The organism is Duganella sp. HH101 (assembly GCF_001758795.1).
GTDB classification, from domain to species: Bacteria; Pseudomonadota; Gammaproteobacteria; order Burkholderiales; family Burkholderiaceae_D; genus Rugamonas; species Rugamonas rivuli.
Genome location: NZ_LRON01000010.1, coordinates 230,046 through 243,603, shown reverse-complemented (window position 1 = coordinate 243,603; position 13,558 = coordinate 230,046). Strand labels below are relative to the sequence as shown.

Sequence of the window (13,558 nt, the reverse complement as noted above, 5' to 3'; positions counted from 1 at the left end):
GCGCTCGATCTGGTTCAGATAGTCGGGCAGGCTTGCCGCCGCTGCCCCATCTCGACGCGCTGCCCAGCAGCCTGCCCGACTATCTGAACCAGATCGAGCGCGACATCATCCTGCGGGCGCTGGCGCAGACCCAGTTCAACCGCACCCAGGCCGCCCATCTGCTGGGCATCAGCTTCCGCCAGCTGCGCTACCAGATGCAGAAGCTGAACATCCAGGAGCCGGAGGCGTGAGCGCGCCGCCGCCGGGCGCCGACGGCTGGTGGCCGCAGGCGATCCGCTACGACAGCCCGCACGCCGACGACCGTCCCAACCCCGCCGACATCACGCTGCTGGTGGTCCACAACATCTCGCTGCCGGGTGGAAGTTACGGCGGCCCGCACGTGTCCGACCTGTTCACCGGCCGCTTGGACTATAATACTGACCCCTCGTTCGCGGACCTGCGGGGGCTGAAGGTGTCGAGCCACTTTTTCATCCGCCGCGACGGCCGCGTGATGCAGTATGTTTCTGCCAACGACAGGGCCTGGCATGCGGGCAAATCGGTGTTTCGCGGACGCGAAAAGTGCAACGACTATTCGATCGGCGTGGAGCTGGAAGGCACCGACGACAGCGGCTTCGAGCCGGCGCAGTACGAAGCGCTGGCCGCGCTGACGCTGGCGCTGCAGTCGCGCTATCCGCTGACCGATGTGCAGGGCCATGAACACATCGCGCCGGGCCGGAAAACCGACCCGGGACCGTTGTTTGATTGGGAATATTATCGAAAAAACTGGCAGACGCTGCTTAATCAAAAGGCACTGGATGAGCCCGCGTTAGTGGGCGCTAGCGCCGTATTGCGCTTCGCAAAAGGCCTCCCGCAAAGTCAATAGAAAAATTGCCTGAAACGGCAAAATTTCCACTTGTCTTACGATTACCTGACCACTACAATCAGTGTATCGATTCACACCAATCACTAGATATAGTAGTTCTGATGACACTGGTTCTTAAACTATTTGCAAGCCTACAAGGCCAGTTCACTACCCATTTTATTGCAGTTTAACCGGCCAGGCAGGTTTGGCAGGTCGCTTCATTTTGGCCTTTTTTTTATACAACATTACGTCGCGCAGCACTGACTGCACGCTGTTATCGGGGAGCTTAAATGCAATCTACTCAAGACATCACCATCAATCCAGCGCTGGTACCAGCAGCCGCTGCGAGCACCGCCAGCAGCCCGGTCACGGCCGCCAGCGACCTCGGTGACTACCGCATCATCCGCCGTAACGGCGCGGTCGTCGCGTTTGAACCGTCGAAAATCGCGATCGCCGTCACCAAGGCCTTCCTGGCCGTGAACGGCGGCCAGGGCGCAGCCTCGGCCCGCATCCGCGAATTGGTAGAGCAGCTGACCGCCAGCGTCGTCACCGCACTGGTGCGCCGTCAGCCATCGGGCGGCACCTTCCACATCGAAGACGTGCAAGACCAGGTCGAACTGGCGCTGATGCGCTCCGGCGAACACGATGTCGCCCGCGCCTACGTGCTGTATCGCGCCAAGCACATGGAAGAACGCCGTCTGGCCAAGGAAGCCCAGGGCGCCACCGCCGCCATCGAAGCACCGCAAATCCACGTGCTGGAAAACGGCGAACGCAAGCCGCTGGAAATGAGCCGTGTCACCGGCCTGATCAACGCCGCCTGCATCGGCCTGGAAAAGCACGTCGACGCCGACGCCATCCTGGCCGAGACGCTGAAGAACCTGTACGACGGCGTACCGGTCGAAGAACTGCACAAATCCGCCATCCTGGCCGCCCGCGCGCTGATGGAAAAGGATCCGGCCTACTCGCAAGTGACGGCCCGCATCCTGCTGCACACGATCCGCAAGGAAGTCTTCGGCAAGGAAGTCGCGCAAGCCGCCGCCGCCGCCGAATACGTGACCTACTTCCCGCAATACATCGCCAAGGGTATCGCCAACGAACTGCTGGACACCAAGCTGGCCGAGTTCGACCTGGCCCGCCTGGCCAAGGCGCTGGTCGCCGACCGCGATCTGCAGTTCGGCTACATCGGCCTGCAAACCCTGTACGACCGCTACTTCCTGCACGTGCGCGACGTCCGCATCGAAATGCCGCAGGCGTTCTACATGCGCGTCGCCATGGGCCTGGCCCTGAACGAATCCGACCGCGAAGCGCGCGCCATCGAGTTCTACAACCTGCTGTCGACCTTCGACTTCATGTCGTCGACCCCGACCCTGTTCAACTCGGGCACCCTGCGTTCGCAGCTGTCGTCGTGCTACCTGACCACCGTGTCGGACGACCTGGAAGGCATCTACGACGCCATCAAGGAAAACGCCCTGCTGGCGAAATTCGCCGGCGGCCTGGGTAACGACTGGACCCCTGTGCGCGCACTGGGCGCCCACATCAAGGGCACCAACGGCAAATCGCAAGGCGTGGTGCCGTTCCTGAAAGTGGTCAACGACACCGCCGTCGCGGTCAACCAGGGCGGCAAGCGCAAGGGCGCGGTCTGCGCCTACCTGGAAACCTGGCACATGGACATCGAAGAGTTCCTGGACCTGCGCAAGAACACCGGCGACGACCGCCGCCGCACCCACGACATGAACACCGCCAACTGGATCCCGGACATGTTCATGAAGCGCGTGATGGAAAAAGGCGAGTGGACCCTGTTCTCGCCATCCGACACCCCCGACCTGCACGACCTGGTCGGCAAGGCCTTCGAAAAAGCCTACCTGGGCTACGAAGCCAAGGCCGCCGCCGGCGAAATCCGCGTGTTCAAGAAGATCGCCGCGCTGGACCTGTGGCGCAAGATGCTGTCGATGCTGTTCGAAACCGGCCACCCATGGATCACCTTCAAAGACCCATGCAACATCCGTTCGCCACAGTCGCACGTCGGCATGGTCCACAGCTCCAACCTGTGCACCGAGATCACGCTGAACACCGGCCCTGACGAAATCGCCGTCTGCAACCTGGGTTCGGTCAACATGCCGGCCCATATGAAAGAGGGCAAGCTGGATCACGTCAAGCTGAAAAAGACCATCCGCACCGCCATGCGCATGCTGGACAATGTGATCGACATCAATTACTACGCCGTCGACAAAGCGCGCAACGCCAATATGCGCCACCGTCCGGTGGGCCTGGGCGTGATGGGCTTCCAGGACTGCCTGCACATGATGCGCATTCCGTTCTCGTCGAACGAAGCCGTGTCCTTCGCCGACACCTCGATGGAAGCGGTGTGCTACTACGCCTACCTGGCTTCGACCGAACTGGCCGAAGAACGCGGCCACTATCAGTCGTACAAAGGCTCGCTGTGGGACCGCGGCATCCTGCCGCAGGACTCGATCAAGCTGCTGGCCGACGAACGCGGCGGCTACCTGGAGCAGGATACCTCGGCTGCCATGGACTGGACTCCGGTGCGCGACCGCATCAAGAAGTTCGGCATGCGTAACTCGAACTGCGTGGCGATCGCTCCGACCGCGACCATTTCGAATATCATTGGCGTGTCGGCTTGCATCGAACCGACCTTCCAGAACCTGTACGTGAAGTCCAACCTGTCGGGCGAGTTCACCGAGATCAACGCCTACCTGGTGCGCGACCTGAAGGCGCGCGACCTGTGGGATGAAGTGATGATCTCCGACCTGAAGTACTTCGACGGCTCGCTGGCCAAGATCGACCGCATCCCGCAAGACCTGCGTGATATTTATGCAACCGCGTTCGAAGTGTCGCCGACCTGGCTGGTGGAAGCAGCATCGCGCCGCCAGAAGTGGATCGACCAGGCGCAGTCGCTGAACATCTACATGGCTGGCGCATCGGGCAAGAAGCTGGACGAGACGTACAAGCTGGCATGGCTGCGTGGCCTGAAAACCACCTACTACCTGCGCACCACCTCCGCCACCCATACGGAGAAGTCGACCTCCAAGACCGGCGCGCTGAACGCGGTGGCGGTGGACGGCGGCATGTCGGCCAGCGCGATGGCTGCTGCTGCGCCAGCGCCGGTGGCTCCGGTGGCCGCTGCCGAGGAAGATGGCGCCGCCTGCTACCTGCGTCCTGGCGACGACGGTTTCGAGGAATGCGAAGCCTGCCAGTAATCTAAAGCGTCGTTCCCGCCAACGCGGGAACGACTGTACTAATATATACACATAGAATTCAGAGGGAATCCATCATGTCGCTGTCCTGGGACGAAGAGGCCGCATCGGCCGCACCGCAAGCTGCGGGTAATCAAGCTGCGCAAGCCGCACTGGCCACCGGCGAAGCCAATGCCGAGCAAGTCGCGCGCCGCGTCAATGCCGACGACAAGCGCATCATCAACGGCAAAACCGACGTCAACCAGCTGGTGCCGTTCAAGTACAAGTGGGCATGGGACAAATACCTGGCCGGCTGCGCCAACCACTGGATGCCGCAGGAAGTGAACATGCAGCGCGATATCGAGCTGTGGAAGAACCCGAACGGCCTGACCGAAGACGAGCGTCGTCTGGTCAAGCGCAACCTGGGCTTCTTCGTCACCGCCGACTCGCTGGCCGCCAACAACATCGTGCTGGGCACCTACCGCCACATCACCGCGCCGGAATGCCGCCAGTACCTGCTGCGCCAGGCCTTCGAAGAGGCGATCCACACCCACGCCTACCAGTACATCGTCGAGTCGCTGGGCCTGGACGAGGGCGAGATCTTCAACGCCTACAACGAAGTCAAGTCGATCCGCGACAAGGACGAGTTCCTGATCCCATTCATCAACACGCTGACCGACCCGGCCTTCACCACCGGCACCGTGCATAGCGACCAGCAGCTGCTGAAGTCCCTGATCGTGTTCGCCTGCCTGATGGAAGGCCTGTTCTTCTACGTCGGCTTCACCCAGATCCTGGCGCTGGGCCGCCAGAACAAGATGATGGGCGCCGCCGAGCAGTACCAGTACATCCTGCGCGACGAATCGATGCATTGCAATTTCGGCATCGACTTGATCAACACCATCAAGATGGAAAACCCGCTGCTGTGGACCCCGGCCTTCAAGGAAGAGATCAAGCAGCTGTTCCTGAAGGCCGTGGACCTGGAATACGCCTACGCGGAAGACACCATGCCGCGCGGCGTGCTGGGCCTGAACGCCACCATGTTCAAGGGCTACCTGCGCTTCATCGCCAACCGCCGCGCCACGCAGATCGGCCTGGAGACGCTGTTCGACCAGGAAGAGAACCCGTTCCCATGGATGAGCGAGATGATCGACCTGAAGAAAGAGCGTAACTTCTTCGAGACCCGCGTCATCGAATACCAGACCGGCGGCGCGCTGAACTGGGATTAATCTGTAACGTATCAACGCAAAAAGCCTGGCGGTTGCCAGGCTTTTTTCATTTCAGGCGGTCGCGATTGGCGTGGATGGCGCCAGGCCGGGCGACTGGCGCTCTCCCATGACCGCCATCTGATGTTCGCCTCCAGGGGCCGGAATTGAAGCTCAGGTCATAGCATGGCGATAGTTGCCAGTACCAGTCGCGGTTCATTCGGTATGAGGCATTCCTGGCGTGGTCGTCCCGGTTATTGAACAGCACATGGAAGACGCAGCGCTGGAACACGGCGTCGACCTGCCGCTGATCGCCGGTCATCAAACGTGTGGCGCGCAGGAAGGTGCTGTAGTCGACCGACGGCAGGCGGAAGTCGACATGCAGCAGGGCGGCCAGTCGCCGGTCCAGATCGAAATGGCGTGTCGCCGGCGCTTGTTCTGCGCGGGGAATTGGACCGGCCACGACTCGCCACCGGCGGCATCGTCCAGCGTGCTGGCTTGGCCGCTGGTGGTTCATAGCTGAGCGCACCCATGCCGCGGTCGCCGACGAACGCCAGCCTGTCGAGCGCAGAGAGGCCGCTCTGCGTCCGCCTTAATTTTCGAAATAGTTTATTCGTTAGGTGTATGAGCGAGTCGTGGGGAAGACTCTGCGCGGAGCGCGTTTGCGGTTTGCCCCCTGCGCTTTTTCCATGTCGTCGATCGACACGACACTCATAGCGCGACAGCGAGTGTCCGCCGCTAACTCATAGCTAAACACAGCGCGCACACTGGCCGACTTCATCGATGCGAAGCGCGGCAGTGCCAGTCTGCTGCGGCTCGTCGCGCGAACTGCGTGCGCTGATGAAGCGCGCCGCGACCGCGCAGACGCCGCCGCAAAAACGGCGACGCGGAACGCGCCGCATCATGCGCCGACACGCCCGCTGTTCGCGCGCGCGATGCACACGCACCGCCGCGCACCGCATCGCGGCGCATCAGCGCCGACGCGCACCGCAGTATTCTGCTTGCCATTCGCCGCACTCTGTCTCATAATCGCGACGAATTTAAAACAGTGAGTAGCAGCGGCGCGCATGCGATGCGCAAGCGCTCTCGAATTCGGAAGTGGGCGGCGCGGATTTTTCCGCCGGCGATGACGGCATCGCAGAAACCCAGACGGCACAAGGCGCGCTTTCAAGCGCACTTTTTTCGCGCGACGCCGCGAACGTTTTTTCGAACTCGATTGAGCGCGCACATCGCAGCGCGACGACGCAAGCGGGCATGCCGAATCGGCGTGCGTATGTGAGTTGACGAGCTTAACGCGAAAAAAAGCGCATGAATATCTATCGTGCTGGTTGCGCACCGACAAGGTTTTCGTGTACTTTACGAGATTGAAAATGCGTGTTTTGAAATGTGCAGAAATTTGAAGTCGCACATGCCGCAGAAATGATCGCGATACGGGATACAGATTCACACAGATATGCACAAGACCACTCCGTTTTTGTTCAACCGTCTTGCCTGATTAGGTTCGGGCTGGGCGGTTTTTTGTTTGAAAACGAAAACCGTGAATGGCTGCGACGTAGGTCCATGGAGCTGAGTACACGCCCGACCACCCGCAAAACGTCGCAACAAGATTTGTACCTGAACGCCGAACCGGCCACGGTCGGCGCGCAGGTCGATGGCTGAAGTGCTGCACTCGTGAGGGGTTGCAGCAGTTCAGCTGGTGCCGAATTCATTAGCGCAAACCGTTGTTCGTTTGCGCCGATGAATAATTCGCCTGGCCTAATTCCGGGCCGGACGGGTTTAAATCTTGTAATGAATTTTTCCCATCCCCGATGAAGGAGAACTAAAAATGGCAACAGCCGCAAAGAAACCAGCAGCAAAGAAACCGGCCGCTAAAGCCGCCGCCCCAGCGAAAAAGCCTGTCGCAGCGAAAGCCGCCGCCAAGCCAGCAGTGAAAGCTGCCGCCAAACCAGCCGCTAAACCAGCCGTGAAAAAAGCAGCTGCCAAGCCAGTCGCTAAAAAAGCCGCCGCTAAACCAGCAGCCAAGCCAGCAGCCAAAGCAGCCGCCAAGCCAGCAGTGAAAAAAGCCGCTGCCAAGCCAGTCGCTAAAAAAACTGTCGCTAAACCAGCAGCCAAGCCAGCAGCGAAAAAAGCAGCAGCCAAGCCAGCAGCGAAAAAAGTAGCCGCCAAACCAGCAGCTAAAAAAGTCGTCGCCAAGGCAGCAGCCAAGCCAGCAGCTAAAAAAGCCGCAGCTAAACCAGCAGCTAAAAAAGCAGCAGCCAAGCCGGCAGCGAAAAAAGTAGCCGCTAAACCAGCAGCTAAAAAAGTCGTCGCTAAAGCAGCAGCCAAGCCAGCAGCTAAAAAAGCCGCAGCCAAACCAGCAGCGAAAAAAGTAGCCGCCAAGCCAGCAGCAAAAAAGGCCGCCGCCAAACCGGCAGCCAAGCCAGCAGCTAAAGCAGCAGCCAAGCCAGCAGCCAAAAAAGCTGTCGCCAAAAAACCAGTGGTAAAAGCAGCAGCCAAACCGGCTGCAAAGGCAGCGGCTAAGCCAGCAGCAAAAAAGCCAGTTAAGGGCGCGGCTGCGAAGCCAAGCGCCAAGCCGGCTGCCAAGAAGCCAGTAGCTAAGAAGGTCGCCGCTAAACCGGCCGCCGCTCCAGCCGCTGCTTCGGCTGCACCAGTAGCGGCAGCCGCCGCTCCTGCTGCCAAGCCAGCTGTGAAAAAAGCTGCCCCGAAAAAGGCTGCTGCACCGAAGAAGGAAGCTGTCGCCAAGCCAGCCGCTCCAGCTCCGGCCGCCGCTCCTGCAGCAAAAACCGTGTTGGCACCGGCCGCAGCATGGCCGTTCCCAACCAGCACCCGTCCTAGCTGATTAAATAGCTTGGATGCCTGCTGAGGCAATGGGCCGCTGTGTGAGACAATCACACAGCGGCTTTTTTTTGGAGGGGACTCGTGCTTAGTATTCTCGTGTTGATTGTCGACGCCATCGCCACCTTGTTGGGCGGGGCGTTGTTGTTGCGTTTCTGGATGCAGGCGATCCGCGTCCGCCCACCGGCATCGGTGGCCCAATTTACGTTCCAGCTGTCGGACTGGCTGGTGCGCCCGCTGCGCCGCATCGTGCCCGGTGTGGGCGGCTATGACTGGGCCAGCCTGATCGGAGCGTTCCTGATCGTGCTGCTGGCCACTTCGGTGATGTACCTGGCCGGCTGGACCACGCCGCTGGTGCTGCTGATGGCGTTCCAGCGGTTTCTGCAGTGGATTTTGTACGGCTTCATGGCCTTGCTGGTGATCGAGGCGATCTTCAGCTGGGTGAACCCGCATGCGCCGCTGGCGCCGTTCGTGCGCGCGCTCAACGAGCCGCTGCTGCGGCCTATCCGCCGCGTGGTGCCGCTGGTCGGCAACCTCGACCTGTCGCTGCTGGTGGCGCTGATCGTGCTGCAGATCGCGCTGCTGGTGCTGGGCATGCTGTTCAGCGGACGCTAAGCGTCGCCCCGGACGAAAAAAGCCCCCGTCGGCACTGGGCGCGCTCTTGAGCGCGTTCAGGCCGACGGGGGCTTTTTCTTTTGGCCTAGCTGATCAGTAGCGGTAGCCGAAGGCCGCTTCGAAGCGGTCGGCGATCTCGGCTGCGGTCGGCTTGTGGTTTTGCGCGCCCTTGCTGGCGATCTTGATCGCGCCCAGCAGGCTGGCCAGGCGGCCGGTGTTTTCCCAGGTCCAGCCGTTGGTGATGCCGAACAGCAGGCCGGCGCGGTAGGCGTCGCCGCAACCGGTCGGGTCCACCGCCTCGGCCACCGGCACCACCGGGATCTCGATGCGCTGACCGCCGGTGTGGATCTCCGAACCGTTTTCGCCGCGCGTGATGATCAGCGCTTTCAGGCGGCTGGCGATGTCCGGCACGGTCAGGCCGGTGCGGTCCATCAGCAGTTCGATTTCGTAGTCGTTGGTGGTGACGTAGGTGGCTTTGTCGATGAACTCGATCAGCTCTTCGCCGTTGAACATCGGCAGCTGCTGGCCCGGGTCGAAGATGAACGGGATCTGCAGCTTGGCCAGGTCGGCGGCGTGCTTCTTCATGCCCAGGTGGCCGTCCGGCGAGATGATGGCGATGGCGGCAGGGCCGGCCTTGGCGACTTCGTTCTCGTGCGCGTAGGACATGGCGCCCGGGTGGAAGGCGTTGATCTGGTTGTTGTCTTCGTCGGCGGTGACGAAGCACTGGGCGTTGTAGGCTTCCGGCTTGACCAGGATGTTGTCGGTGGACAGGCCGAGCTTGCGGAAGCGCTCCATGTAGGCGGCGTTGTCCTGGCCCATGACGCCGACGATGCGCGGATGGCCGCCCAGCAGTTGCAGGTTGTAGGCGATGTTGGGGGCGCAGCCGCCGAACTCGGTGCGCATGGTCGGCGCCAGGAAGGAGACATTCACCTTGTGCAGCTGGTCGGCCAGCAGCAGGCTGTCGAAGCGGCCGGGGAATTGCAGGATGGTGTCGATTGCGATCGAGCCGCAAATCAGGGAGGTCTGGGTCATGATGTGGTCTTTATGGATAGAAGACTGCGATGTGATAGCCGGATGCTTTCAGCTGGCTCAGTTCAAAGTACAGTTTGACAGATTGTTCGGTGTGCGGGGCGAAGCCTTTGTCGAGCGCGACGTCGGCGCCCAGGTACTCGCGCGGGGTGAACACGCGGCGCAGCACGGCCTTGTCGTTGGCGTCGTCCAGCACCAGTTCGATGTGCGGCCACGCTTGCGCGGTGGCGCTCTGGTTGCGCAGCTGGGTGGTGAAGGAGAAGCTGGTGTCGCTCAGGGTTTGCAGCTCGCCCTGTTCGATGCTGAGGTCGTCGATCTGCGCCGGCAGTTCGATCTTGCAGCCGAGCGCGTTGCAGGCGGCCGTCAGCGCCGGCTTGAGCGGCGGCAGCGCGGCGGCGATCTGGTTGCGGAAGGTGGTCAGGCCCTGGGCCGCCAGCGTCGCCACCAGCAGCAGGGAGCCCAGGCTCATGGCGATGGTCGCGGCCTTGCCGAACTTCTGGCGGCGCCGCTCGCGCTTGATGAAGCCGGGTTCTTCGGCTTCGGTGTCGGGGCTGCTGTCGGTATCGGTGTCGGCCGGGTCGGCCAGCAGGTGGGCGTGGGCGCGGGCGGACTGCGCTTCGGCCAGGCCGGCGGACGACAGCTGCACCAGCGCTTCTTCGTCGATCTCTTCCAGCTCGTTGAAGCGCGAGGCTTCGGTCGGCACGGCGGTGGTGCCGGCCGGCGGCGCTTCGTCCAGGGGCGGTTCCAGGCGTTCCGCGGGCAGGACGGAGGTGAAGGTGTCTGGCGCCGCTTCGGTGTCGCCGGCCGGTTGTGCGCTGCTGTCCTGTTCCAGGACGGCCAGTTCGGCAGCCAGCGCCGCTTCCAGCTCTTCGTCCGACATGGCTTCGATGCTGAGCGCGTTTTCAAGCGGCTCGTCGTCGCGCCACTGCGCGTCGATGGCGGGTTCGGGTTCGGGCTCGGTGGCTGCCTGCGCGGCCGGCTCAGGCTGCCCGGGCTCAGGCTCGGCCTCCACGTCGAGGTCGAGGTCCAGCGCTACTTCCACGGCGGGCGGCAGAGTGGCAGGCTCGGTTGGCAGCGCGATGGCGTCGGCCGGCTCGCTGTCCGGCGGCGCGGCGGCGTCTTCGGTAGCGGGCTCATCTGCAGCCTCGGCGGTCTCGGCGGCTTCAGCCGCCTCAGCCGCGTCCAGGGCGGTATCGAGTTCCAGCGTGTAGATGGGTTCGGCCTCGTCGCTGCTCAGCACTTCGGCGGCGCGGGTATCCAGCGCGGCCATCTTCTGGTCGAAGGCGACTGGTTCGGGCAGTGGGGAGGGGAGTTGGGCTGGTACAGGCGCCGTTGCCGGCGCGGCGAGCGGCTCCAGCAGGGCCGCGTTGCCGTCAAAAACTTCATTGCAGGAGCCACAGCGCACTATGCCCCCACGTAATTTCAACTGGTCATGGGCGACCCGAAATATCGTGTTGCAGTGGGGGCATTTTGTGGCGAGCGCCATTGCTGTGGTTAGCGCGCCGCTGGAACCACGTCGCTGCCGAGGCGGCCATGCAGGGCCACCCAGCCGTCTTGCTCGGCCCATACGCCCAGCTTGATGAACGGCGCATAGGCGGCCGCCACTTCCTCGGCCTGGCGCGCCAGCACGCCGGACAGGATCAGTGCGCCGCCGTCGGCCACGCGGCCCGACAGCATGGGCGCCATCAATTTGAGCGGGCTGGACAGGATGTTGGCGACGACGATGTCGAAACGCTGCGTGGCGTGCTGCGATTGCGCGAAGGTGTCCGGCAGGAAGTACTCGATCTCGCACTTGTTGCGCTGGGCATTGTCGGCCGCCGATTCGATCGCCTGCGGATCGATGTCCACGCCGACCACTTCGCCCGCGCCGACCTTCTTGGCCACCATGGCCAGGATGCCGGAGCCGCAACCGTAGTCGAGCACGGTCTTGCCCGGCGCCGGATTCGCTTCCAGCCACTCCATGCACAGACGGGTGGTCGGGTGCGAGCCGGTGCCGAAGGCCAGGCCCGGATCCAGTTCCAGGATCAGGCCGTTGGCGTCCGGCGCTTCGTGCCAGCTCGGCACGACCCAGATGTTCTTGCCGATGTGGATGGGCGCGAACTGCGACTGGGTCAGGCGCACCCAGTCCTGCTCTTCCACCTTGCGGGTGGTGAACTTCGGCAGCGTCGCCAGGCCGATCTGGCCGGCGGCGGCGGCGACGATCACGGCCTGGTCGTCATCTTCGTCGGTCAGGGCGACCACGCGGCTGTGATCCCATGCCGCTTCGGTCGGTTCCATGCCCGGCTCGCCGAACAGCGGTTTTTCCGCGTCCGTGCCTTCGTCCGCGTCTTCCACGGACACCGACAGCGCGCCCACGTCCATCAGGGCTTCCGACAGTGCTTCCGCGTGGTCGCGGGCGATTTCGATGACGATTTCAGTCCAGCTCATTATTGTGGCGCCTTGTTACTCAAACTCAGTTTATGCAGGTCCGGCATGTCTGCCAGCTTTTGTTCCAGGTAATGGATGTTGGTGCCGCCTTCGATGAAGCGGGCGTCGACCATCAGCTCGCGGTGCAGCGGGATGTTGGTCTGGATGCCTTCGACCACCATTTCCGACAGCGCGATCTGCATGCGGCGGATCGCCTGCTCGCGGGTGGCGCCGTAGGCGATCACCTTGCCGATCATCGAATCGTAGTGCGGCGGTACATAATACCCCGCATACGCGTGCGAGTCGACGCGCACGCCCGGGCCGCCCGGCACGTGCCAGGAAGTGATGCGGCCCGGCGACGGCGTGAACTTGAACGGGTCTTCGGCGTTGATGCGGCACTCGACCGCGTGGCCGGACAGCATGACGTCGCGCTGGCGGAAGCGCAGCTTCTCGCCGGCGGCGATGCGGATCTGTTCCTGCACGATGTCGATGCCGGTGATCATTTCGGTGACAGGGTGTTCCACCTGCACGCGGGTGTTCATTTCGATGAAGTAGAACTCGCCGTTCTCATACAGGAACTCGAAGGTGCCGGCGCCACGGTAGCCGATCTTGCGGCAGGCTTCGGCGCAGCGGTCGCCGATCTTTTCGATCAGCTTGCGCGGGATGCCCGGCGCCGGCGCTTCTTCGATGACCTTCTGGTGGCGGCGCTGCATCGAGCAGTCGCGTTCGCCCAGCCAGACGGCGTTCTTGTGTTCATCGGCGAGGATCTGGATCTCCACGTGGCGCGGATTTTCCAGGTACTTCTCCATATAGACTTCGGGATTGCCGAACGCGGTGCCCGCTTCGGTCTTGGTCATCGCCACGGCGTTGATCAATGCCGCTTCGGTATGCACCACGCGCATGCCGCGGCCACCGCCGCCGCCAGCCGCCTTGATGATGACCGGGTAGCCGACTTTGCGCGCAATTTGCACGATAGCCTTTGGATCGTCCGGCAACGCGCCGTCCGAACCTGGCACGCACGGTACGCCTGCCTTGATCATGGTTTGCTTGGCCGAGACCTTGTCGCCCATCAGGCGGATCGATTCGGAGCGGGGACCGATGAAGACGAAGCCGGATTTTTCCACGCGCTCGGCGAAGTCGGCGTTCTCCGACAGGAAGCCGTAGCCCGGGTGGATCGCTTCCGCGTCCGTCACTTCGGCGGCGCTGATGATGGCCGGCATGTTCAGGTAGCTGAGCGTCGAAGGCGCAGGACCGATGCACACCGATTCATCCGCCAACTTCACGTATTTGGCGTCTTTGTCTGCTTCCGAGTGGACCACAACCGTCTTGATGCCCAGTTCGCGGCAAGCGCGCTGGATACGGAGGGCAATTTCGCCACGGTTGGCGATGAGGATTTTTTCAAACATGATAGGTTCGCGTATGTCTGTGAGCACCGG

At 62.4% G+C, this 13,558-nt stretch carries 11 protein-coding genes; 6 read left to right on the top strand and 5 right to left on the bottom strand.

Annotated elements, in window-relative coordinates; translation table 11 throughout:
• From DUGA2_RS17980 to DUGA2_RS17965, 4 genes are all read left to right on the top strand, one after another.
• Positions 1-230 (top strand): helix-turn-helix domain-containing protein (locus DUGA2_RS17980; protein ID WP_210402571.1); only part of this gene is annotated, 230 nt, incomplete at its 5' end.
• Entirely contained in the window at positions 227-862 is a 636-nt protein-coding gene (gene ampD, locus DUGA2_RS17975; RefSeq protein ID WP_070270845.1) for a 1,6-anhydro-N-acetylmuramyl-L-alanine amidase AmpD, read from the top strand. The genes DUGA2_RS17980 and ampD, both read left to right, overlap by 4 nt.
• Before the next feature lie 269 nt (positions 863-1,131).
• Positions 1,132-4,059, top strand: coding sequence for a ribonucleoside-diphosphate reductase subunit alpha (locus DUGA2_RS17970; RefSeq protein ID WP_070270844.1), 2,928 nt, complete (start codon positions 1,132-1,134; stop codon positions 4,057-4,059).
• A gap of 74 nt (positions 4,060-4,133) precedes the next feature.
• A complete protein-coding gene (locus DUGA2_RS17965) occupies positions 4,134-5,261 on the top strand; it encodes a ribonucleotide-diphosphate reductase subunit beta (RefSeq protein WP_070270843.1) in 1,128 nt (375 codons plus the stop codon).
• A 46-nt stretch (positions 5,262-5,307) separates the two neighbouring features.
• On the opposite strand, the gene DUGA2_RS32780 is transcribed toward DUGA2_RS17965, so the two are convergent.
• On the bottom strand, positions 5,308-5,700 hold the full coding sequence (locus DUGA2_RS32780) for a HipA domain-containing protein (protein ID WP_071658940.1): 393 nt from the start codon (positions 5,698-5,700) through the stop codon (positions 5,308-5,310).
• Between the two features lie 1,362 nt (positions 5,701-7,062).
• Between DUGA2_RS32780 and DUGA2_RS32770 the strand changes: the two genes are divergently transcribed.
• Positions 7,063-8,076, top strand: a complete 1,014-nt coding sequence (locus tag DUGA2_RS32770) for a transcriptional regulator (protein ID WP_071658939.1) — start codon at positions 7,063-7,065, stop codon at positions 8,074-8,076.
• Positions 8,077-8,174: 98 nt separating this feature from the next.
• Positions 8,175-8,687, top strand: coding sequence for a YggT family protein (locus DUGA2_RS17950; RefSeq protein WP_070270840.1), 513 nt, complete (start codon positions 8,175-8,177; stop codon positions 8,685-8,687).
• Between the two features lie 93 nt (positions 8,688-8,780).
• Here the strand turns inward: DUGA2_RS17950 and DUGA2_RS17945 are convergent, their stop codons facing one another.
• Genes DUGA2_RS17945 through accC form a run of 4 tightly spaced genes read right to left on the bottom strand, consistent with a single transcriptional unit; the run spans position 8,781 to position 13,528 of the window.
• A complete protein-coding gene (locus tag DUGA2_RS17945; protein ID WP_070270839.1) occupies positions 8,781-9,719 on the bottom strand; it encodes a carbohydrate kinase family protein in 939 nt (312 codons plus the stop codon).
• Between the two features lie 10 nt (positions 9,720-9,729).
• Positions 9,730-11,202 carry a DUF3426 domain-containing protein gene (locus DUGA2_RS17940; protein ID WP_071658938.1) on the bottom strand — a complete coding sequence of 491 codons (1,473 nt, stop codon included), beginning with the start codon at positions 11,200-11,202 and terminating at the stop codon, positions 9,730-9,732.
• Positions 11,203-11,210: 8 nt separating this feature from the next.
• Entirely contained in the window at positions 11,211-12,143 is a 933-nt protein-coding gene (gene prmA / locus DUGA2_RS17935; RefSeq protein WP_070270837.1) for a 50S ribosomal protein L11 methyltransferase, read from the bottom strand.
• Positions 12,143-13,528 carry an acetyl-CoA carboxylase biotin carboxylase subunit gene (accC, locus tag DUGA2_RS17930; RefSeq protein WP_008452097.1) on the bottom strand — a complete coding sequence of 462 codons (1,386 nt, stop codon included), beginning with the start codon at positions 13,526-13,528 and terminating at the stop codon, positions 12,143-12,145. Before accC ends, prmA begins: the two co-directional genes overlap by 1 nt.
• Positions 13,529-13,558 lie beyond the last annotated feature (30 nt).